This window comes from Nostoc sp. DedQUE12b, assembly GCF_034530835.1.
Taxonomy (GTDB): domain Bacteria; phylum Cyanobacteriota; class Cyanobacteriia; order Cyanobacteriales; family Nostocaceae; genus Nostoc.
The window spans coordinates 1-19,809 of record NZ_JAVRCI010000109.1 but is presented as its reverse complement, the minus strand read 5'-3'; the positions used below and the strand labels follow the sequence as shown (position 1 = coordinate 19,809).

Sequence of the window (19,809 nt, the reverse complement as noted above, 5' to 3'; positions counted from 1 at the left end):
AATCAACAAATGCGAACTCCAAATCAACAAATGCGAACTCCAAATCAACAAATGCCATTACCCCACCCTAACCCTCCCCTTGCAAAGGGGAGGGAATTAGATTTCCGGTTTCCCACCTTTGCATCGGGGGGATTAAGGGGGTATTAAAAAAAGAGGCAGTTACTAACTACCTCCTAACAAATTAAAGCTTGGATGGACTGAGAAATGCTTTCACAGCAGCCTAGAAACTTTGCTAGCTGCGGCTCAAAAACATAATCAAGACCACTCCCAGGATAATCGATCCACCGCTAAGGATGAATGACCAGAAGCGATGGTAACTGTTGACGATAGTGCCATTTTCACTCTGGAGTTGAATTAAATCCATCCAAGGCGCAACACCTCGACGGAACCAACCTACAGCCCCAACTTGTTCGCCAATCAAACTTTGGACTCGCTTCATCCCAAACAGAAAATTGCCGATGGGGCCAAAGCGTGAGGCGTAATGCAAATAAAGCATTCCGCTACGATCTTGAATTTTTAAATCGGAACCAAATTTATAACCAGCGTCGCCACGACCAATAAGTTGACCTTCCAGTTTTGCAGGTTGTCCACGCAACGGACTGGCATAAGGGTCTGACATCAGGGTGAGAATATCGGTTTCTGGTGCTTGCTTGTAGTCGGGGAACATTACCAAAGCTTTGACGAAAATTCCGATCCCTAAGCCAATTAGTGGCGCACCCAATACTAAACCTGTATTTGGGGAACTTGACAACAAAATCACACCTGTTACCAAGCCAGCCAAGAAACCAATTGTTTCAGCACCGTAGAGTACAACATCTAAAAAGAAGTTGCCGTAAAGCTTACTCTTATTAAGGCTTTTACCTTCTCCAATAACTCGCCCCATATCAAACTCAGTTGGTAAACCCAATTGTTCGGCGTATGTGCTTAATGCACGAACTCGTTTACCTGTCAATGGGTGAGTGGAATTTAACTCCATCCACCAGCCCCAAGGGTTAAACATATCCCACAGAAAGACGCGACCAATTTTTTGGGTATCGGATGCAATGCGGTAAGCGGTTCCTGTGGAAGCGGCGGCTTTATGGTCATAGATACCCAAGGCGCGAGTTCCTTCAATTAAACGGCTGGGTTCTTGTGTCCGCGAACCTTCTTCTAATATCCCATAAGCAATCTTCACCAAAGCGCGGGATAATCCATTGGGATTACCCGTACTTTCGGCTGCAAAGTGGTCAGCAAAATATTCCCGTGTGCGGGAGAGATACAGCACTAGATAAGTACCGACGACATAAAACACGTAAGCAACTAAGGCAGCAGTTTGCATCGCATCTTTAATTTTGCTATCGCCACCGCCACGCCCAAATCTTCTGGCTGTGCTGTAAATCAAGTAACAAATTTGCACTAAGGTAGAAGCTACTGTCATCACTGCAAAGTCCCAGTGGACGATGTGCCCCAGTTCGTGGGCATAAACAGTAGCAATTTCATCGTCATCGAGGTATGTGAAAAGTCCCTGACTGACGACTAAACGGGCGCTGTTTGGTAATGAGCCATAAGTAAAAGCCGTAGGGTTTTGGTCGTTAATGATTCCCAAACGCGGCGTTTTCAGCTTTTTCTGCTCACAGACTTGGCGAATAACTTTAGCTGTCTCTGGACTTAGGATTTCAACTTCTGCTAACTCTACCCAGCGAGTTTGGTAAAGCCAACCTTGAGTTAAGTCCATGATGAATGGAGATATGAAAAAGGCAGCGATATTAAAAACTAGAGTAATACCAATAGCGATCGCTAATCCTTGGAGTGGATTATCGTTACCCAAAATAAATACTAAGCTCAAACCTAAAGCCAACACCATGCCAAACAGCAAGGTCATGGTGACACCAGAAGCTAACGCCAAACTACCACCCACTCCCCCCATCGCTAATTTCATCCCAGTCGTAGCGGCGCGACCAGCTTTTTGGCTAACGTTAGATGGCGTTTGGTGGAAGGATTGACTAGCTTGTTCTGCCCAACTGCGAGCCTGTGGGTTTTCACTCATGATTAACTTTTGACACAGGGCCTTGGCTTTTTCGATTTCGCCTGTGGCTTGATAGGCTTTCATCAACCACATCTGTGCTGAAAGATAATCTGAGGAATTGTGTTCAACAGAATCGCGGCAGAATTGTTCGAGTAATTCAACCGCTTCTTGATAACGTTTTTGGTTTAAGGCATTTAATGCAGATTGCAATGACATAGGATCTCCCTACTGAAGGAGTGGTATTTGATCTATCAATACTCAATAGATCCAGCGATCGTCACTGCAATTTCGTAAAAATTTAAATAATGACAGTATAAAATATCTACTTAAGTAAAAGACTAGGGAAACATATATTACTATGTCTCTCTAGCCTGGGGAACGCATAAATCATGTTTAAGATTTTCAAATAAACCTGTAATAATACTTAGAATATTTTTGTTGCTGTAAACTTAGTACCTATTTGTCCGTGTTTGATATTCAGAGAATACATATTTTGAACCCAGTCTTACTTCACCCAATCAGAGTAATTATTGATTACCCAAATGGTTCACCCGATTGGAGGAAGACGAATGATGAACATAACCTGAGATTGATAAGATGAGGAAAAAGTAAAGATTTGTACTATGACTATTTTTGATATAGCTTCTCCCCTAATTGCGATCGCTGGACAAACCCGCCAAGCTGCAAGTAAGCTAGCGATTCTCTCTACTGAGGCAAAAAATCAGGCCATTGAAGCGATCGCGCAAGCTTTAGAATCAGCTAGAGATGAAATTTTACAAGCAAATATTGCTGATTGTAAAGCTGCTACTGCTGAAGGAATTCCTCAACCACTTTATAAGCGCTTACAGTTGGATGAACATAAATTAAGAGATGCGATCGTTGGGGTACGAGATGTTGGTAAGCTAGCCGATCCAATTGGTAAAGTCCAAATTCACCGCGAACTTGACACTGGTTTAATTTTGAAGCGCATCACCTGTCCTTTAGGCGTTTTGGGGATTATTTTTGAAGCCCGTCCAGAGGCAGCGATTCAAATTGTTTCTTTAGCAATCAAATCGGGAAATGGTGTAATCCTCAAATGTGGAAAGGAAGCAGTACGTTCTTGTGAAGCGATAGTTAAAGCTATCAAACAAGGATTATCGCAAACTGCTGTTGATCCAGATGCGGTACAGTTGCTCACAACTAGAGAAGAAACCTTAGAACTTTTGAAGTTAGATAAATATGTGGATTTAATTATTCCCAGAGGTTCTAATTCCTTTGTGCGCTTTGTGCAAGAAAATACACGAATTCCGGTACTAGGTCACGCCGACGGAATTTGTCATCTTTATATAGATGAAGCCGCCGATATTTCTAAAGCAGTTCCGATTACCGTCGATGCAAAAGCGCAATACCCTGCTGTTTGTAATGCAATTGAAACTTTGTTAGTTCACCAATCAATTGCTAGAGAATTTTTACCCCAAGTTGCTGAGGCTTTGCAAGAACGCCATGTGGAATTAAGAGGCGATCAACGCACGTTGAAAATTTTACCTAACATTGTACCTGCAACAGAGATAGACTGGGAAACAGAATACAGCGATTTTATTTTGTCGATAAAGATTGTAGACTCTATAGAAGCTGCGATCGCACATATTAACGAATATGGTTCTCGTCATACCGATGCCATTATCACTGAAGATTCAGCATCTGTTGAAACTTTCTTTGGACTAGTAAATTCAGCGAATATATTCCACAATTGTTCTACCCGATTTGCTGATGGCTTCCGCTATGGTTTTGGTGCAGAAGTAGGAATTAGTACGCAACAAATGCCTCCCCGCGGCCCTGTTGGTTTAGAAGGATTAGTGACATACAAATATCAAATGAGTGGCGATGGTCATATTGTAGCTACTTACACTGGGGCGAATGCTAAAGCTTTTACTCATCAGGATTTGGTGTAAAGTATCATTAAAACTATATGCTCTAGTAACGCTAGAAATACACCGATTTATCCGGTGTATTTTTTATGTTAATAGTTTATCTGAGTTATCAAAAGTTTTAATTGGGCCATGCCATCGATAATCATTTAAAAAAACCTCGTTAAAAGCTCCATTAGTGTATTGACTAATTACCTTATCCCAAAAAGCTTGTGCGCCTAAGTTTAAAGCAGTCTGCCGTACTTCCCAACTGCCGGGAAACTGGTTGAAAATGTGAGTAGCTACCTGTTCACCAATACCTTGATTTCGATACTTCTTGAGAATAAAGAACTCAGCAATAGACTTAGCATTGTTATCTTGATGAAGGTAAGTGTGCTGATTAACAAGTACAAACCCTACCAGTTTTTCATCAACTTTAACTAGAAATGGATGTCGCTCAGGTTCTGTCCAATAGTAATCAAAATATCGATAGCCAAACAAGCCACAGTCATCTACATCTTTAGCTTCTATCTCACTTAAGTCATACTGGTATAGTTCCATTAAATTACACAGCACTGACTTGTGTTGTTGAGTAGCTTTAACCACTTCAATTTTCATAAAGCATCTACGATACTGAAACTAAAACATAATGAACACCAACGATTTAAACAATATCTCACATCCTAATTGGGAAGCTTTGGAATTGAAGTCAGATGACGACATTGATTATTCTGAATATTCCATTATTAAACGATGAGTTTTTGGAGAAGGTAATGTTGAGATTGCCAGCAATTCAAGCACATAACTTAATTCAGATTATTCCAGATATGATAGCTTGGTTTCAATTTCAGAATGTCGAACACAAAATACTCATCAATTCTGTTTTGCGTCAACACATCAAATCTTTGAGATGAAGCGATCGCTTCAAGAATCTTGACTCGAAACGGTTAGTTATAGAGTTAACATTAACCTATCAGGCCAGTTACAAAAAAATAGATTTGGCATGAGTAGCAAAATATCCAAGGTCGGTATTATTGGTGCGGGTAATGTGGGTGCAAATGTAGCAAATGCTTTAGTGCTACTCGGTAAATGTGTAACAGTCGTCCTTTTTGACCGAACTTTATCAAAAGCTGAGGGGCAAGCATGGGATATTGAAGATACCATTCCTTTACTTAAAGACATGGAAATTATAGCGTCAAATCAGTATGAAGATTTAGCTGATTCTGATGTGATTGTCGTGACTGTTGGGGTGCGGCAAAAAGAAGGACAAAGCCGATTAGATATATTGAACGATAATGCAGAGATCGTGCGTTCGACGATGAAAGAATTGGATCGAGTTGCACCGAATTCAATCGTACTTATCGTTAGCAACCCAGTGGATGTACTAACACGGATTGCGATCGCCAGTTCTACTAGAGCAGAAAACCTAATTTTGGGTTCGGGAACCGTTCTTGATACTGCTAGACTAAGATATCAACTTGGTAAGCGACTGAACGTTAGTAAACAAGACGTTCATGTTTATGTGATTGGAGAGCATGGAGACAGTGAATTTGTCGTTTGGTCTAGTGCATTTATTGGGGGAATTTTGTTAGCTGAATTTCCTATACCACAAGGAGCAACGCTGGAACAAATTCAGCAAGAGTACGCAGAGTTAACCCGTAAACGAGGTTATAACATTTCTAAACGTAAAGGAAATACTAGCTATGGCATATCAATAGTAGTTTGTCAGTTAGTTGATACCATCCTGCGAGATGAAAAGCAGATATTTCCAGTATCGGCCAGAGCAGATTTTAACTATGGAGTTGGCAGTGAAGTTGTTCTTGGACTTCCATGTATCATTAGCTCCCAAGGTATTGAGCGCCAACTGGTGTTACCAAGAAATGCTCATGAACAACGTTTATTAGAAGAGTCAGCCGCCAAACTGAATGAAGCCTACAATTCTTTGGATAATTAAAATCAACTCAAATAGTCTGTTTAAAAACGCCCTTTTTTGAATGTCAAACTAAGGCTTTCAGTAAAGCTTGAAGTTTAAGTTGCACCTCTGCAAACTCTTTGTGAGGATCGGAGCCAGCCACGATACCAGCACCAACATACAATCTCGCGCGATCGCCAGATTTAAAGGTAAAAATGCGATCGCTCAGATACGTTTACTACGTGTTTCATAATACCTTAAACTACGGACTCCGCCCCAAATCGCACCTAGAATGGTTCCAGCCTGAATAAAACACAGCCGAACAAAAAATAACTCTAGCCCCATCATCGCTAGACTTAGGCCATTCAGGTCAGGATTTGAATAACTTGGATAAGTTTTAAGTTTCCATTTATACCATAACCACCCAAGACAAAAACCAGCAATAGCACCTAGTAAAGCAACAATAAATGACCGCCAGAACGTTAATAATCCATATTCAATTGAGTCTAAACGCCATATAGCAACAAAAAGAAATATTGCTCCTGTAAATGCTGCAACTATTACTGTTAATAAAAATATAATTAACATTAATGTTAAATTTACTTACTATTAAGGTGATAATTACTTAATATTTTACTACAGATTAAACTAGCGCTTTCAAGAACGCTTGAAGTTTAAGCTGCACCTCTGCAAACTCTTTGTCAGGATCGGAGCCAGCAATGATACTAGCACCAGCATACAATCTTGCGCGATCGCCATCTATCAAGACTGAATGAACACCAATTTACGAAGTTTGATATAGAACAAACCTAAGATTTTACATTGCCTTAAAGGTTGTTTGAAAAAGCTAAAAATATACTAAAAACTCCACTTCCATCCCTCTTACCGAAACAGAGAAAGGCTTTGAAACTCAATTCCTACATGGGAATGGGGGTAGGTTCTGTTGAAACCAATTCTTGAAGCATCTCAACTGTGACTCCAGGAAGCGGAACAGTAGTTTCTATAGAAGGAGACGGAATAGGAGTTTCTAGAAAGCTTGGTTGAGGAATGAAAAGAAATCCAGATATCTGAACAGGAGCGACTACAGAGCTTTGTCCACCAACGATAAGAGCAGAGTCAGCGTCACTAAGCTCCTCAAAAAAGTAGCTGTCTGTAATTGATTTATTCATATTTAGTATTTCAATACCTATGAATATCTTAAATAATTATAAATTACCATAACACAGTGGTTATAGTGAGTATATATACTTGTAAACTTTTTCGGTATGAATAAATAATTATGGACATCTGCCCTATGAAAAACAGCAACAGAAATTAGCCATTAAACTAATGCTTTGAGTAACGCCTGAAGCTTAAGCTGCACCTCTGCAAACTCTTTGTCAGGATCAGAGCCAGCCACGATACCAGCACCAGCATACAATCTTGCGCGATCGCCATCAATCAATGCTGAACGAATTCCCACAATAAACTCACAGTTACCCTGAGAATCTATCCAACCCAGAGGTGCAGCATATAAACCTCTCTCGAAGCTTTCATAACGACGAATTTCGGCACAAGCTACATCTTGTGCTGCACCTGCAACGGCTGGCGTAGGATGCAATTGTCCGACAATCTTTAATGGGTGTATGTCAGCGGGAACCATAGCACTGATTGGTGTCCATAAATGCTGGATATTCGATAATTGTCGCAATCGGGGTGCTAATATTTGCGGTAATAAACCTAACTGGGATAGGCGTTGTGTAATGAAATTAAGCACTAGGGAATGTTCATGCTTTTCTTTTTCACTATTTAGTAAGCGATTGGCATTAGCTGCATCTTCAGCAGGGGTTTTACCTCGTGGTGCAGAACCAGCTAAGGCATCAGTGATTAACTGTTGATTATTAATACTAATTAATCTTTCTGGACTTGCACCAATAAAATTTTGTCCTTTGCCATTACTTGTAGAAAAAATATAACAATTAGGATGATTTTGTCTAAGATTATTTAAGGATTTAACTAGGCTAAAGTGGGTGCTTGACTTTACATCTAATATATCTGCTAATACAATTTTGCTTAAATGACTAGACTGAATTTTTTCTAAAGCAGATACTACTGAACGTTTAAATTGGGCAGCATTTGTGAGAGATTTTTTATATAAGTTTGTAGAAAAATAATCAATATTAGTAGAGTAATTTTCTAAAGTTTGGATAAATTCAATTTTATTTTGAATTTTCTCCAACAATCTTTCAATATTTACATTTGGATTGATAATTATATTTGTTACTAATATGCAACGCTGATTTTTTACGGCTACTTGCCAACGTGGAAGAAAAATGGTAGCAGACGGAAATGGATAATCTACTTGAGCATTTTTATCAAAAAAGCTGAAATAACAAAAAAAGTGAGGCCCAGAAAAAGGTTGGTTTGCGTTACCAAAATTAATTATATTTTTTAGACAAGATTTGATAAAATATTCTGCTTGATTAAAACGGTCTGAGCCATCAATCTGTAATTTTGCTACAGCATCAATTGCTGCGATCGCTTCTCCTTTACCTCTGTCCTCAAAGTAAAAATTTATTTCATTTGCTTGTGTAAGTTTATCTAATACAAGTAAAGGGTCAACTAAATCAATTTCTTGGGAAACACTCACAATTTGTCTGCAATTATTTTTGACGCACTTTTCTTGCACTGCTACCAGAAATTGATATAAATCTTTGTGCTTTACAAAGAAGTTGCTACGACATGGTAAAACTGTCATGGATTTAACGATAGTAAATTTTTTTTAAGTTAACTTCCTAAAGTGTAATTAATCGTGGTCGTATTTTTACAGGTAACATATTAAGTTGCTATTTCACCAGCGTAGGGTTTGCCTTATTTGTAGTGTTCTCAGACTATGATAAGACAGTTTCAGCCTGAGACTGCAACGTGAGGGTGAGTATTAACAACACCAGGTTAACAAGCCATAGTAAAAGTGACAGTTGTTTGTATATCACCCATATCTAGCGTCTCTTTAAACCATAAAATCTCAAGTGTGAGTAATATTCCGGTAATTTAATTAATCACAACTGATGACTACCAAGCAAATTTTATATCCCAACACTAAGTTATGGATGGCAGCGATTAAACCGCCAATGTATAGCGTTGCCATTATGCCCATTTGGGTGGGAACAGCAGTAGCATTTGCCGAAACTAAAACTTTCAATACTGTAGTATTTTCTACTTTTGTAGCTGCGGCAATCTTAATTCTTGCCTGGGAAAATATCAGTAATGATGTGTTTGATTCCGAAACAGGTATCGATCAAAATAAGCACCATTCTTTGGTGAATTTAACAGGCAATAAGCCATTAATATTTTGGATAGGAAATTTGTGTTTAGGTTTGGGATTGCTGGGCATACTAGCGATCGCCTTTTGGCAACATGACCTAACTGTTATCGGCATTATTTTACTATGCTGTGGTTTAGGCTACACGTACCAAGGCCCTCCCTTTCGCTTAGGATATCAGGGTTTAGGCGAGATTATTTGCTTTTTTGCCTTTGGCCCCTTAGCAGTGGAGGCAGCATATTATAGCCAAACGCAAACTTGGTCAATGACAAGTTTAGCAGCTTCAGTAATTGTCGGGATTGCCACAACCTTAATTTTGTTTTGCTCGCACTTTCACCAAGTTAAGGATGACATAGCCGCAGGCAAGCGATCGCCTATCGTCCGTCTCGGAACAGCAAAAGGGGCCAAACTCCTAGTTTGGTTTACTGCCAGCATTTATCCCCTCACCTTGCTATTTGTGCTATTAGGGATTTTTCCAGTTTGGACGTTACTAAGTTGGGTAAGTTTACCCTTTGCCTTCAAATTATGCCGCCATGTCCAAGAAAATCACAATCAGCCGGACAAAGTTAGTAACTGTAAATTCATTGCCGTAGCCGTGCATTTCTGGGCTTGCTTGCTGCTTGGACTGGGATTTATACTTTAGCAATTACTAATTGATGCGTTATCAATTTAAATTTCGTCCATATCAGCGAAGATTTTTGCGATCGCTTACCACTAATCATGGTAAGTGGGATATTCGTGAAGGTATTATCCTCCGTCTCACTGATGAATCAGGTAAAGTCGGGTGGGGAGAAATCGCCCCTATTAGTTGGTTTGGTTCCGAAACCCTAGAACAAGCCTTAGATTTTTGTCGTCAACTCCCAGCAGAAATCACAGACGAAACAATTTTCTCCATCCCAGATGAGTTACCTGCTTGTCAATTTGGCTTTGAGTCAGCCTGCGAGTGGGGAAGTGAATTCTTTTCCATACCCAATACGCAATCTTTTAGTGGCTTATTACCATCTGGGAAAGCGGCTTTAAATCAATTGGAAACTCTATGGCAGCAAGGATATCGCACATTTAAGTGGAAAATTGGTGTGAATGCGATCGCTGATGAACTAGAAATTTTTGACTCACTAATACACACCTTACCACCCTTTACCAAACTGCGATTAGATGCTAACGGTGGACTCAGCTATGAAGAAGCTAACTTATGGTTGCGGACTTGCGATAATCTCAAGGCAAATGCAGAACTACCCCTAGAAATTGAATTTATCGAACAACCGTTACCCGTAGAACAATTTCAGCGAATGTTGGAATTGAGTACGAGTTATGAAACTGCGATCGCAATAGATGAATCTGTCGCCACACTTGGACAACTCGCCACCTGTCATCAGCAAGGTTGGCGAGGAATTTTTGTCATCAAGCCTGGGATCGTTGGATCGCCATCTCGTTTGAGAAAATTTTGCCAACAGCATGAAATTGATACTGTATTTTCGTCAGTATTTGAAACTGCGATCGGTAGACTTGCAGCACTCCAACTAGCGGCGGAATTATCCCAAAACAACAGAGCAATTGGTTTTGGCATCGACCATTTTTTTGAACAAGAAGAACCCTGGCTTCAAAGTTTATGGAACGACCTTTAAACTGTCTTAATAAACTAGCTCAAAATGATTGGCTAATCGGTTATGATAGCCATCAATTTAATCAAATAGCTCAAGAATTATATTTAGAATTAACACATATTTCAGAATGTGGAACACCACCAAAAGTAATCTTAGCTGAACGCGAACCATTACGATTTTTAGCAAGCTTTATTGCTGCTTGTGCAGCTAATTGTCCAGTTTTCCTTTGTAACCCCGACTGGGGAACACAAGAATGGCGACAAGTCTTTGATTTAGTACAGCCAGACATTATTTGGGGAAAACTCCTCCACTTTCCCACTCCCCCACTCTCTTACTCAGCACTCAGCACTCAGCACTCAGCACTGATTATGATTCCCACAGGTGGTTCATCAGGGCGGATTAAATTTGCCATCCATACTTGGGAAACTCTTACAGCATCAGTACAAGGATTTACAGAATACTTTCAACTAAAGCAAGTCAATTCTTTTTGCATATTACCCCTGTATCACGTGAGCGGTTTAATGCAATTTATGCGCTCCTTCACTACTGGAGGGAAACTAGCTATTCTACCCTTCAAAGCAGTAGAAACAGGTCAGATATTCAATTTTAAACAATCAGATTTTTTTATATCTTTAGTACCAACACAGTTACAACGTCTTCTAGAAAATCCAGAATTAACTGAATGGCTATCCCAATTTAATACAGTACTTTTGGGAGGTGCGCCAGCATGGAACGAACTACTAGAAAAAGCCAGATTTCATCGCATCCGGTTAGCACCTACCTATGGCATGACAGAAACCGCCTCTCAAATTGCTACCCTCAAACCAGATGATTTTCTGAGCGGTAAAATTAGCAGTGGTCAAATTCTTCCCCATGCAAAAGTAACTATTCGCAATCACCAAGGTGAGATTTTAAATTCCAATCAAATAGGAAATATCACCATTCATGCTCAATCTTTAGCCCTTGGTTACTATCCTAAAACTAGAAAAAATCAAAATGATTTCCAAGTAGATGATTTAGGTTTTTTAGACGAACAAGGACATTTAAATATTGTTGGACGTAACAGCGATAAAATTATTACAGGTGGCGAAAATATTTACCCAGCAGAGATTGAATCAGCTATACAAGCCACTCAAATGGTTGCCGATATTTGTGTCATCGGTATCCCAGATAAACAGTGGGGACAAGCTTTAACAGCGATTTACATTCCCAAAAAATCAGATACCTCTGCCTTAAAAATCCAAACTCTACTCAAAGACAAACTCAGCAAATTTAAAATACCAAAATATTGGATTCCCCAGCAAAACTTACCCCGTAACTCCCAAGGTAAAATTAACCGCCAACACCTACAGCAAATAGCCACAGAATTCCTCCAAAATTCCATCACATAATCTCTCTCGACCTTCTTCTCTCTGCGTCCTCTGCGTCTCTGCGGTTCGTCTCCAACCACTGAACTATCTCATCAGGTAATTCTTGCTTACTTCTACTACTTGCATCAATACAAACATGGCGAGTAATAGCCTTAGCAACTACCACCTCAGCCACTGTTACTTCATAAGTAATTTCAAACTTATCAACACCTATTTTTTGAGGAATTAAACTAATCAGTAACTTGTCCCCACCAAACATAGGGCGTAAAAAATCGACACTAGCATGAACAATGGGAAACGCCACAGATGGATTAGTAAAAAAATCTTTGAGATTAATACTTGATGCTTCTAAAGATTCTTCATAAGCTTCATGGCAAATACCCAAAACGTTAGCAAAATAAACTACCCCAGCAGCATCAGTATCTTGAAAGCGAACCGTGCGGTTATAAGTAAAAGGCATTTTTGACAATTGAATAACGAATTACGAATTACGAATTAGTAATTATGTTGACTCCAACGGCGGAACCTCAAAGTCATTAAATGAGGAAACATTGTAAGACGAAACGGCTATTGCTTTTACCAGCTTACCGTCGAGAGCCAGCAAAGTAGCACCTACCTGCTGTGAAAGTGCGACATAAGAGCCATCGTAAGCGGAGATTCTATAGTTTAATGCGATCGCAACTGCATCCGCCATCAAGTCAGCCGTTGAGACAACACGCAACGGAAAAGCTTTCAGGGTGGCTAAATCGGTCTGAACCTCAGCAGCAGCGTACATTCTTGCACGGACGTACTTCAATAAAGCGTTAGCACACTCAATGTAAAAAAGGTCTGGAACAAAAATTTCTGTCTGTGGATTGGCGAGATGACCGAAGAGTTGATTAACTTTGGCAGTTAGTGGGTCAGCAATAAAATACTTGATGCACACACTGGTATCTACCACGCATCTTAGAGGGGTAGTCATCTGTCGCGGTCTTCTCGAATCAGTTGAGTACTATCAGGTAATCCGAAGTCTGCTGGATTCACACGGCGACGCTGGCGACTTTCTTCCAGGACTTTAAGTACATTCTGGCGTTTCTGGTCTTCTATTTGCTGTGCTTCAGTTTTTAAAGCTTGTTCTAACAGAGTTATAACTTGGGCGTTAATGGAACGGTGTTCAGATGCCGCTAACTCTTGCAGTTTTGCATACAAATCATCGGGTAAATTTCTTACATAAAGGGTAGCCATTGCTTTACCTCAAAGTAGAATTTATCAAAATGATAGCATAATGCAAGCACAATGGGGTGCGATCGCATACAAGATCCACAACCTTTCGGAAAAAGATGCATTTTGTCTGTTGCAGTTGCATAGATAGTTGATAGGCTATAAAAATTGAGAATACGTTGTGATGTGAGGAAGGGATAAAATTATCCCCAATTGAAGCTGAAGCCATGCAATCAAAACACTGGTCAATCTTAAAGCTTGAAGTGGCTGTAAAACGTGGGTATTTTCGCACAGTAGATTTATTTGCTGGCTGTGGTGGAATGAGTCTTGGGTTTCATCGAGCTAAATATAAATGTGTTACTGCAATTGAACTAAACGATGATGCTCGAAAATCTCATGAAATTAATTTTTCTAGAATTGCACCGCCAGAGGGATATGCTACTTATACAGATATCACCAAGATTAGTCCATTTACTGCTGTATCACACTTATCACCTCTATTTGCGGCTCCTGAAAGCGAAGTAGATATTATTATTGGTGGCCCCCCTTGTCAGGCATTTTCTAGGCTTGGCCGTGCTGCATTATGGGATATAGCAGGTAAGAAATATGCTCATGCACATGATGAAAGGGCTACAATGTATCATTACTTTCTCTCTTATTTGGAAGCCTTAAAGCCAATTGCTTTTGTCATAGAAAATGTGCGAGAAATGGGTAAGTTTGTTGGGAGAAATATTGCAGAAGAAATTGCTGAAACTGCCCAATAGCTTGGATATGAAACCCGTTATACACTATTGAATGCAGTTTGGTACGGCGTTCCACAGCTTAGAGAACGTATGTTTTTAGTAGGGATACGTAAAGAGTTAAATGTAGTACCATCATTCCCTAAAATACGATACGAATATGATATTCCTATGGGTTATTCAACTTCTCGTGCTGGGAAAAACCATATTGAAGTTTTGTCTCCACACGATCACTACGTAGATCATTATGATTTCTCTTCAAAATTGATGCCTGCCGTGACAGTTGCACAAGCATTTACTGATTTACCACCAATTTACCACCATCTAGATGGTAGGACAGGAAAGGGATTGCCGAGAAATGTCAATCTAAAAATGCAGTATCTATCCATAAATAATGATTTCACATATCAGATGAAAAACTGGCCGGGGTTTAATGTACATTCAAATGAATTTACTGGACATATTATTAGATATATGCCTCGTGATTACGAAATATTCCGCAGAATGCCAGCAGGTGCTATGTATCCTGAAGCACTAGAAATCGCAAATCAAATATTTAATGAAAAAATAACTGAGTTAGAGACAAATTCTGGAAAAAAGATTATTGAAGGAAGTGAAGACTGGCAGCGGATACATAAGGCGACTGTTCCCCCTTATAAGGTTCATCGTTATCCTAATAAATTTCGCAAAATGTGGGCAGATCAGCCAGCACGAACTGTACCTGCACATATTGGTAAAGATTCATATTCGCACATTCATTTTGATAGTCACCAAGCTCGTGGTATATCGCTTCGAGAAGCAGCTAGGCTACAATCTTTTCCAGATGCATTTCAGTTTGTAGGCAGTATGAACTCACAACTTACTCAAATTGGAAATGCTGTACCTCCTCTGCTAGCATACGCTGTTGCAAAATCTTTAAGAGCTAATTTATTATCGGCTTGTAAACAAATAGACACTAATATTTATAATTCTTTTGGTAATAAGATTTCTGCATGAGCAACCTAAGTTACGCTATCCGTCGATTTGTACTTTCAAACATTGGATGGTTCTATGATACTCGAATTACTGTAGGCGAAGCTGCGGGAAAAGAACGAGCAATCAATATAGATGCTCCAGTTTTCCATGACTGGTTTTCTGATGTTTCAAGTAATGACAGATTAGTTTTCATTAGATGCCGCTACTTTCCGGCACAAGGCAATAACCTCTCATTACAGCCTGTAATTGAAGAATCACGTCCCATAAGAAAACAAGGTCTTGATAAAAATTGGCGTCTTGCTGGAGATGCAATACGAGGCTCATTTTATGGCAGCATTCGAGCAGGTGACTTAATGGTAATGGTCTTTGATAAAAATACAAAAACTCTTTCATGGGTATGCATTCGTGGGCCTGAAGGCCAGCCACATAGACTCATTCCAGTAATAGAGGAAAATATTTACTACAACATACTTTCGATTTTGGAGTCAGCAACAACCCGGAATATGTGGATGCCACAACCCGATAAAGCTTATGCTGTAATTCAAGAAATTAAGCAGCTTTATCCAACCTCTGGAGAGCTATTGATGGAATATGAATTATTGTCCGAACAATGGAACAATACCTCAAATTCTATCCAGAAGGTGTTAGCCGAACAAAACACTTTGAATTACCTGGAAGCCGACGATGCTGGGTTGAATATTGAAAACCCAAATGCCCAAGATTATTCCCCATTAGCAGGCGATCGTAGGCAAGTTGCGATGCGACAGATTAAAGTTCGACGTGGACAACCTGCATTTAGACAAGCTTTACGAATGCGCTACGGCGACCAATGCATGATCACTGGTTGCAATCTAATAGATGTCATTGAAGCATCTCACATATCCCCATATCGTGGTCAAGAAGATAATCACCCAGATAATGGTCTTCTTTTACGGGCAGATTTGCATACCTTGTTTGACCTTGATCTTATTGGTATTCATCCAGAATCTTTACAAGTGCAGATGCATCCGCGAGTCTTTGGTGCTGGCTACCAAACTTTTGCAAATCAATCATTACGATGTACTGATGGAAGACCAAGTAAAATAGCTCTTGAGTCTTGATGGACACTCTTTCAAATGCGCCTTCAAGCTTAATTTGAACTTTCAACGGAGAGGGGGAGATTCGAACTCCCGGAGGTTTTAGCCTCATCCGATTTCAAGTCGGACGCAATCGACCACTCTGCCACCTCTCCAATAAATCTGTCAAACTTGTGCCGATCCTACTTTCAGACGCTATTCAGGCGCTTTTGTTGGTTAGCACTAAACTTGACAGATAATACTATACCTTATTATTTACGCAGATTGCACTACTGGATGCGAATGTCTACGACACAATACGCGATCGCTCGTACAAAATTTCCTCTGAAGCCACCTGAAAGTCATTCCCCACCCAAACTAGGGAAACTTGCGAAACCACACCCGCCTCTAGGGTGACAATGGAAAAATTACGCAGCTTCTCGCCATCATTTTCCACAATCCTGGGGACACTAGCCGCATTTAAGTAAATTGTCCCCTCTGGACTTCTAAAAATGGGCTTGCGCTGCACCTTCTTGGTATGGCGTAAATCTCGGTGCATGTGACCAAATGTCACCAGAGGAATGGTTTTACCAGCAGTCAAGGCTTGAGAAATCGCCTCGCCCAAATCTGGATCGCCAAAGTCGCCGCCAATTGGATGCCAGTCTTTGCCGCAGGGGTCTTCGGGGCGATCGCCTAATCCACTAGGCCCATTGTGACCCAAAAATATAATTGTCTCGTAAGCGGCACTTTTAACAGCTTTGAAGATGCGATCGGCGGATTCTTCTAAACTCGTCACACCGTAACGTTCTTTACAGATTTCCGCGAATTTCCACTCTGGGCCACCCCAAGTAAAGGGACGACCCCCCACTAGAGTTAAATTCCAAGCGGGAAAATCCAACTTACCGTAACCGACATGGGACGAGCCTAATAAATCGAGTTGTTCCTGTACCCAGTCTTCCTTAGAGCGGTCATAAGGAGCCTTTTTGCGTCCCCATTCGGTGGCGGTGTACCAGGCATCGTGGTTGCCCATCACGGCTGCTTTGGGAATATCGAGAGATGCGATCGCTCTGACCACTTCCACCGACTCGTTGCCAAAATCCCCGACAAACAGCACTAAGTCAACACCCAAATGCTTGAGTGCAACGCCATCTTCCACTTCCCATTGGTCGTGAATATCTCCAACTACAGCAATTTTGAGGGTTATCGATTGAGTTTTTTGACTGGTCATGCCACTTTCCTTGCCGTCTATCTCCAGGATATGAAACTCAGCCCGATTTTGACACAACCCCAAAATATCAACCGTCCACTATTTTTGGTAAAAACTACTATAATTGAATCCACAGGACATACATTTGCAACATAAAGCACCCCTAAACTGTGTTTACCACTGCACTAGCTCAACGAGAAAACACCCAACTGGGTGAATTACCACTAGATTTGTTTGCCGCGATTCAGAGTCTCAAAAAAGAACTCAACGCCGTTATCTTGGCGCATTATTATCAAGAGCCAGATATTCAGGATATTGCCGACTTTATTGGGGATTCATTACAACTGGCCAGAGCCGCCGAAAAAACCAATGCAGATGCGATCGTCTTTGCTGGCGTTCACTTCATGGCAGAAACAGCAAAGATACTTAATCCCGATAAATTAGTACTTTTACCAGATTTGAATGCTGGTTGTTCTTTAGCAGATAGTTGTCCAGCAGATGAGTTTGCAGCTTTTAAAGCAGCGCATCCGAATCATTTGGTGGTGTCTTACATCAACTGCTCTGCTGATATCAAGGCGATGAGCGATATTATTTGTACTAGCTCCAACGCTGTGAAAATTGTCCAGCAGATACCGAAGGAACAGCCGATTATTTTTGCCCCAGATCGGAATTTGGGGCGTTATGTGATGGAACAGACAGGACGAGATTTGGTGCTATGGCAAGGTAGCTGTGTTGTCCATGAAACCTTCTCAGAAAAGAAAATTGTCCAGTTAAAAATTGCCCACCCCGAAGCAGAGGCGATCGCACACCCAGAATGTGAAAGTAGTGTATTGCGCCATGCCAGCTTTATTGGCTCCACAGCAGCTTTACTCAAGTATTGTCAAAGCAGCCCCACCAAAGAATTTATCGTTGCGACAGAGCCTGGAATCATTCACCAAATGCAAAAACTAGCTCCTGACAAGCATTTTATTCCTGCACCGCCGATAAATAACTGTGCTTGTAACGAATGTCCGTTTATGCGATTAAACACCCTAGAAAAGCTCTACTGGGCAATGAAAAATCGTACTCCCGAAATTACCATGTTAGAGGATATCCGCCTTGCTGCACTGCGACCAATGCAACGAATGCTGGAGATGAGCGTGTAACCAGTATTCTTTATACAGATGGTAGAGACGCAGTTTTGTTGCGATCTCTACCTGCAAGTTATTTTTTCTAATCACTTGCAATTTATAAAACATGGTGCTAAGATTTTAAATCGTGAGACAAATTGGGTCGGTGTCCGAGTGGTTAATGGAGACGGACTGTAAATCCGTTGGCTAGCGCCTACGCTGGTTCAAATCCAGCCCGGCCCACCACTTACGAAGTTATAAGTTATAATGACTGGGTTAAAAGCAAAGCTCCCAGCATTGTAACTTAAAACTAAAAAACCGAAGTTATCTTTTGCCCGTGTGGCTCAGTGGTAGAGCACACCCTTGGTAAGGGTGAGGTCACGAGTTCAATCCTCGTCACGGGCTTTTTCCAGAGATACTTAGCAGTCCTAAAACATCCTAGATTGTCCTAAATGTGTCTTAAGCATAGGACAGTCTAATGATGGTTTGCTAGAGATATGTCAAATCTTTAACTTAGAGGTAGACCTGTAAAACTTCTAGGTGTCCTTAGACTCCCTGGCTGGCGTGGGTAAATCGAAATATTTCCCAGGCTATCGAGACATTTCGATCGAGATTAAATCAGGCGGTCTTGGTACTGATTAACAATGTCCTGGGAGTCATCCTGGATAATCGGTTTAGCCTTGGTGCGGTTAGAAGGTCTAATCCGCTTACTACCCTTTTGGTACTGTTTGAGTTCTAGAACCTGTAACAACCTGAGTTGTTGAGCGGTGGTCAGTTGATTGAATATCTCTTTCTGTTTGGCGGTCATCTTGAACTTGGCGGTCTGTTGTCTTCTAAGCATTGTTCTGTTCCTCTGATTGGTATTTGGTATTCTGTTCTGGAAAATGAACCTCTGGTAATCCTAGCTGTGCTTCTAAAGACCCAATGTTGATACTGACACTTACAACAGGGTCAGGGATAACCTCTCTAGCCATCCGATCCTTAACTAGCTGGCTGGCCCATTCCCCCATTTCCTTAAGCATCCTGGCCACCCGCAGATTATTATCAGCATTGAACTGGGCGGCTAGGGAATCAACAGCTTCCAGAGCGATCGCTAGTAACCGTTCTTGTCTGTCATCAGTGGTTAAGCCATCTGCTGAAACATTGGTAATCAGCCTGGGGGCTACCGAGGTATCCTGGTAGGTTGCCTGGGGCTTCTGGGGTTTACTGTGCTTTTTATGGCTGTAAATCTGCTGTGGTGTTACATAAACCCCCAGCGTTATCAGGTAATCAACTAATGCGGTTGCTGGTAGCCCCATGCTGACCTTAGCCGCAAAGCTTTGTCTAGCCTCAGCATTCAGTGCACAGATAGGGCAAGTGGTCTTTCTAGCCATTGGTCTTGACCTCCTTAATAACCTGAGTTCGGGATAAGGAAAGGAGCAGGTAGTAAGCTGAAAATAACGACA

Annotated in this window: 21 protein-coding genes, 3 tRNA genes and 3 pseudogenes; 13 read left to right on the top strand and 14 right to left on the bottom strand. The window is 40.9% G+C overall.

Going from position 1 to position 19,809, the window contains the following annotated elements; translation table 11 throughout:
* Nucleotides 1-232: 232 nt before the first annotated feature.
* Complete coding sequence (locus RMY16_RS30290; RefSeq protein WP_322739470.1) at nucleotides 233-2,221, bottom strand: zinc metalloprotease HtpX; 1,989 nt, start codon at nucleotides 2,219-2,221, stop codon at nucleotides 233-235.
* Between the two features lie 407 nt (nucleotides 2,222-2,628).
* Between RMY16_RS30290 and RMY16_RS30285 the strand changes: the two genes are divergently transcribed.
* Entirely contained in the window at nucleotides 2,629-3,936 is a 1,308-nt protein-coding gene (locus RMY16_RS30285; protein ID WP_322739469.1) for a glutamate-5-semialdehyde dehydrogenase, read from the top strand.
* 63 nt (nucleotides 3,937-3,999) lie between these two features.
* On the opposite strand, the gene RMY16_RS30280 is transcribed toward RMY16_RS30285, so the two are convergent.
* Nucleotides 4,000-4,509: a GNAT family N-acetyltransferase gene (locus RMY16_RS30280; RefSeq protein ID WP_322739468.1), complete on the bottom strand. Its 510-nt coding sequence runs from the start codon at nucleotides 4,507-4,509 to the stop codon at nucleotides 4,000-4,002.
* A gap of 95 nt (nucleotides 4,510-4,604) precedes the next feature.
* On the opposite strand from RMY16_RS30280, the gene RMY16_RS30275 reads away from it, so the two are divergent.
* On the top strand, nucleotides 4,605-4,805 hold the full coding sequence (locus tag RMY16_RS30275; RefSeq protein ID WP_322739467.1) for a hypothetical protein: 201 nt from the start codon (nucleotides 4,605-4,607) through the stop codon (nucleotides 4,803-4,805).
* Nucleotides 4,806-4,894: 89 nt separating this feature from the next.
* Nucleotides 4,895-5,845 carry an L-lactate dehydrogenase gene (locus RMY16_RS30270; protein WP_322739466.1) on the top strand — a complete coding sequence of 317 codons (951 nt, stop codon included), beginning with the start codon at nucleotides 4,895-4,897 and terminating at the stop codon, nucleotides 5,843-5,845.
* 43 nt (nucleotides 5,846-5,888) lie between these two features.
* Here RMY16_RS30270 and RMY16_RS30265 read toward each other — a convergent pair.
* The 5 genes and pseudogenes from RMY16_RS30265 to RMY16_RS30245 all read right to left on the bottom strand — a co-directional run.
* A pseudogene (locus RMY16_RS30265) lies at nucleotides 5,889-6,002 on the bottom strand (chorismate-binding protein); the annotation flags it as partial.
* 26 nt (nucleotides 6,003-6,028) lie between these two features.
* Nucleotides 6,029-6,391 carry a hypothetical protein gene (locus tag RMY16_RS30260; RefSeq protein ID WP_322739465.1) on the bottom strand — a complete coding sequence of 121 codons (363 nt, stop codon included), beginning with the start codon at nucleotides 6,389-6,391 and terminating at the stop codon, nucleotides 6,029-6,031.
* 55 nt (nucleotides 6,392-6,446) lie between these two features.
* A pseudogene (locus tag RMY16_RS30255) lies at nucleotides 6,447-6,587 on the bottom strand (chorismate-binding protein); the annotation flags it as partial.
* A gap of 133 nt (nucleotides 6,588-6,720) precedes the next feature.
* Nucleotides 6,721-6,972 (bottom strand): hypothetical protein, encoded by a 252-nt coding sequence (locus RMY16_RS30250; RefSeq protein ID WP_322739463.1) that lies wholly within the window; start codon nucleotides 6,970-6,972, stop codon nucleotides 6,721-6,723.
* Between the two features lie 152 nt (nucleotides 6,973-7,124).
* A complete protein-coding gene (locus RMY16_RS30245) occupies nucleotides 7,125-8,540 on the bottom strand; it encodes an isochorismate synthase MenF (protein WP_322739462.1) in 1,416 nt (471 codons plus the stop codon).
* Nucleotides 8,541-8,850: 310 nt separating this feature from the next.
* Between RMY16_RS30245 and menA the strand changes: the two genes are divergently transcribed.
* Genes menA through RMY16_RS30230 form a run of 3 tightly spaced genes read left to right on the top strand, consistent with a single transcriptional unit; the run spans nucleotide 8,851 to nucleotide 12,099 of the window.
* On the top strand, nucleotides 8,851-9,747 hold the full coding sequence (gene menA / locus RMY16_RS30240) for a 2-carboxy-1,4-naphthoquinone phytyltransferase (RefSeq protein ID WP_322699993.1): 897 nt from the start codon (nucleotides 8,851-8,853) through the stop codon (nucleotides 9,745-9,747).
* 13 nt (nucleotides 9,748-9,760) lie between these two features.
* Nucleotides 9,761-10,729, top strand: coding sequence for an o-succinylbenzoate synthase (locus RMY16_RS30235; RefSeq protein ID WP_322739461.1), 969 nt, complete (start codon nucleotides 9,761-9,763; stop codon nucleotides 10,727-10,729).
* Entirely contained in the window at nucleotides 10,714-12,099 is a 1,386-nt protein-coding gene (locus RMY16_RS30230; protein ID WP_322739460.1) for a 2-succinylbenzoate--CoA ligase, read from the top strand. Before RMY16_RS30235 ends, RMY16_RS30230 begins: the two co-directional genes overlap by 16 nt.
* Here the strand turns inward: RMY16_RS30230 and RMY16_RS30225 are convergent.
* The 3 genes from RMY16_RS30225 to RMY16_RS30215 are packed head-to-tail and all read right to left on the bottom strand — an operon-like array spanning nucleotide 12,092 to nucleotide 13,302.
* Entirely contained in the window at nucleotides 12,092-12,538 is a 447-nt protein-coding gene (locus tag RMY16_RS30225; protein WP_322739459.1) for a thioesterase family protein, read from the bottom strand. The two genes, RMY16_RS30230 and RMY16_RS30225, sit on opposite strands and share 8 nt — an antisense overlap.
* A gap of 42 nt (nucleotides 12,539-12,580) precedes the next feature.
* Entirely contained in the window at nucleotides 12,581-13,039 is a 459-nt protein-coding gene (locus RMY16_RS30220) for a type II toxin-antitoxin system VapC family toxin (RefSeq protein ID WP_322739458.1), read from the bottom strand.
* Nucleotides 13,036-13,302, bottom strand: a complete 267-nt coding sequence (locus tag RMY16_RS30215; protein ID WP_174710242.1) for a FitA-like ribbon-helix-helix domain-containing protein — start codon at nucleotides 13,300-13,302, stop codon at nucleotides 13,036-13,038. The genes RMY16_RS30220 and RMY16_RS30215 overlap by 4 nt, the downstream gene beginning before the upstream one ends.
* A 203-nt stretch (nucleotides 13,303-13,505) precedes the next feature.
* Between RMY16_RS30215 and RMY16_RS33210 the strand changes: the two genes are divergently transcribed.
* From RMY16_RS33210 to RMY16_RS30205, 4 genes and pseudogenes are all read left to right on the top strand, one after another.
* A complete protein-coding gene (locus tag RMY16_RS33210) occupies nucleotides 13,506-14,042 on the top strand; it encodes a DNA cytosine methyltransferase (RefSeq protein ID WP_416211718.1) in 537 nt (178 codons plus the stop codon).
* 12 nt (nucleotides 14,043-14,054) lie between these two features.
* Nucleotides 14,055-14,144, top strand: a pseudogene (locus RMY16_RS33205) (DNA cytosine methyltransferase); the annotation flags it as partial.
* Between the two features lie 45 nt (nucleotides 14,145-14,189).
* Nucleotides 14,190-15,014: a DNA cytosine methyltransferase gene (locus tag RMY16_RS33200; protein WP_416211719.1), complete on the top strand. Its 825-nt coding sequence runs from the start codon at nucleotides 14,190-14,192 to the stop codon at nucleotides 15,012-15,014.
* Nucleotides 15,011-16,093, top strand: coding sequence for an HNH endonuclease signature motif containing protein (locus RMY16_RS30205; RefSeq protein WP_322739457.1), 1,083 nt, complete (start codon nucleotides 15,011-15,013; stop codon nucleotides 16,091-16,093). The genes RMY16_RS33200 and RMY16_RS30205 overlap by 4 nt, the downstream gene beginning before the upstream one ends.
* Before the next feature lie 46 nt (nucleotides 16,094-16,139).
* On the opposite strand, the gene RMY16_RS30200 is transcribed toward RMY16_RS30205, so the two are convergent.
* A tRNA-Ser gene (locus RMY16_RS30200) sits at nucleotides 16,140-16,224 on the bottom strand.
* A gap of 131 nt (nucleotides 16,225-16,355) precedes the next feature.
* Nucleotides 16,356-17,276 (bottom strand): TIGR04168 family protein, encoded by a 921-nt coding sequence (locus tag RMY16_RS30195; RefSeq protein WP_322739456.1) that lies wholly within the window; start codon nucleotides 17,274-17,276, stop codon nucleotides 16,356-16,358.
* Between the two features lie 149 nt (nucleotides 17,277-17,425).
* On the opposite strand from RMY16_RS30195, the gene nadA reads away from it, so the two are divergent.
* From nadA to RMY16_RS30180, 3 genes are all read left to right on the top strand, one after another.
* Nucleotides 17,426-18,400 (top strand): quinolinate synthase NadA, encoded by a 975-nt coding sequence (gene nadA, locus RMY16_RS30190; protein WP_322739455.1) that lies wholly within the window; start codon nucleotides 17,426-17,428, stop codon nucleotides 18,398-18,400.
* A gap of 124 nt (nucleotides 18,401-18,524) precedes the next feature.
* A tRNA-Tyr gene (locus tag RMY16_RS30185) sits at nucleotides 18,525-18,610 on the top strand.
* 87 nt (nucleotides 18,611-18,697) lie between these two features.
* Nucleotides 18,698-18,769: transfer RNA gene (locus tag RMY16_RS30180), tRNA-Thr, on the top strand.
* A 208-nt stretch (nucleotides 18,770-18,977) separates the two neighbouring features.
* Here the strand turns inward: RMY16_RS30180 and RMY16_RS30175 are convergent.
* Both RMY16_RS30175 and RMY16_RS30170 read right to left on the bottom strand, forming a co-directional pair.
* Nucleotides 18,978-19,205, bottom strand: a complete 228-nt coding sequence (locus RMY16_RS30175) for a hypothetical protein (protein ID WP_322739454.1) — start codon at nucleotides 19,203-19,205, stop codon at nucleotides 18,978-18,980.
* Entirely contained in the window at nucleotides 19,198-19,737 is a 540-nt protein-coding gene (locus tag RMY16_RS30170; protein ID WP_322739453.1) for a hypothetical protein, read from the bottom strand. Before RMY16_RS30170 ends, RMY16_RS30175 begins: the two co-directional genes overlap by 8 nt.
* Between the last annotated feature and the right edge of the window lie 72 nt (nucleotides 19,738-19,809).

Excerpts from the sequence above, each read along its gene's own strand:
- RMY16_RS30235 (WP_322739461.1), top strand. The coding sequence starts at position 9,761 with ATGCGTTATCAATTTAAATTTCGTCCATATCAGCGAAGATTTTTGCGA.
- RMY16_RS30205 (WP_322739457.1), top strand. The coding sequence starts at position 15,011 with ATGAGCAACCTAAGTTACGCTATCCGTCGATTTGTACTTTCAAACATT.
- RMY16_RS30270 (WP_322739466.1), top strand. The coding sequence starts at position 4,895 with ATGAGTAGCAAAATATCCAAGGTCGGTATTATTGGTGCGGGTAATGTG.
- RMY16_RS30170 (WP_322739453.1), bottom strand. The coding sequence starts at position 19,737 with ATGGCTAGAAAGACCACTTGCCCTATCTGTGCACTGAATGCTGAGGCT.
- RMY16_RS33200 (WP_416211719.1), top strand. The coding sequence starts at position 14,190 with ATGGGTTATTCAACTTCTCGTGCTGGGAAAAACCATATTGAAGTTTTG.
- RMY16_RS30280 (WP_322739468.1), bottom strand. The coding sequence starts at position 4,509 with ATGAAAATTGAAGTGGTTAAAGCTACTCAACAACACAAGTCAGTGCTG.
- RMY16_RS30195 (WP_322739456.1), bottom strand. The coding sequence starts at position 17,276 with ATGACCAGTCAAAAAACTCAATCGATAACCCTCAAAATTGCTGTAGTT.
- RMY16_RS30290 (WP_322739470.1), bottom strand. The coding sequence starts at position 2,221 with ATGTCATTGCAATCTGCATTAAATGCCTTAAACCAAAAACGTTATCAA.
- RMY16_RS30220 (WP_322739458.1), bottom strand. The coding sequence starts at position 13,039 with ATGACTACCCCTCTAAGATGCGTGGTAGATACCAGTGTGTGCATCAAG.
- RMY16_RS30225 (WP_322739459.1), bottom strand. The coding sequence starts at position 12,538 with ATGCCTTTTACTTATAACCGCACGGTTCGCTTTCAAGATACTGATGCT.
- menA (WP_322699993.1), top strand. The coding sequence starts at position 8,851 with ATGACTACCAAGCAAATTTTATATCCCAACACTAAGTTATGGATGGCA.
- RMY16_RS30175 (WP_322739454.1), bottom strand. The coding sequence starts at position 19,205 with ATGCTTAGAAGACAACAGACCGCCAAGTTCAAGATGACCGCCAAACAG.
- RMY16_RS30215 (WP_174710242.1), bottom strand. The coding sequence starts at position 13,302 with ATGGCTACCCTTTATGTAAGAAATTTACCCGATGATTTGTATGCAAAA.
- RMY16_RS30260 (WP_322739465.1), bottom strand. The coding sequence starts at position 6,391 with ATGTTAATTATATTTTTATTAACAGTAATAGTTGCAGCATTTACAGGA.
- RMY16_RS30230 (WP_322739460.1), top strand. The coding sequence starts at position 10,714 with ATGGAACGACCTTTAAACTGTCTTAATAAACTAGCTCAAAATGATTGG.
- RMY16_RS30285 (WP_322739469.1), top strand. The coding sequence starts at position 2,629 with ATGACTATTTTTGATATAGCTTCTCCCCTAATTGCGATCGCTGGACAA.
- RMY16_RS30250 (WP_322739463.1), bottom strand. The coding sequence starts at position 6,972 with ATGAATAAATCAATTACAGACAGCTACTTTTTTGAGGAGCTTAGTGAC.
- RMY16_RS30245 (WP_322739462.1), bottom strand. The coding sequence starts at position 8,540 with ATGACAGTTTTACCATGTCGTAGCAACTTCTTTGTAAAGCACAAAGAT.
- RMY16_RS33210 (WP_416211718.1), top strand. The coding sequence starts at position 13,506 with ATGCAATCAAAACACTGGTCAATCTTAAAGCTTGAAGTGGCTGTAAAA.
- RMY16_RS30275 (WP_322739467.1), top strand. The coding sequence starts at position 4,605 with ATGACGACATTGATTATTCTGAATATTCCATTATTAAACGATGAGTTT.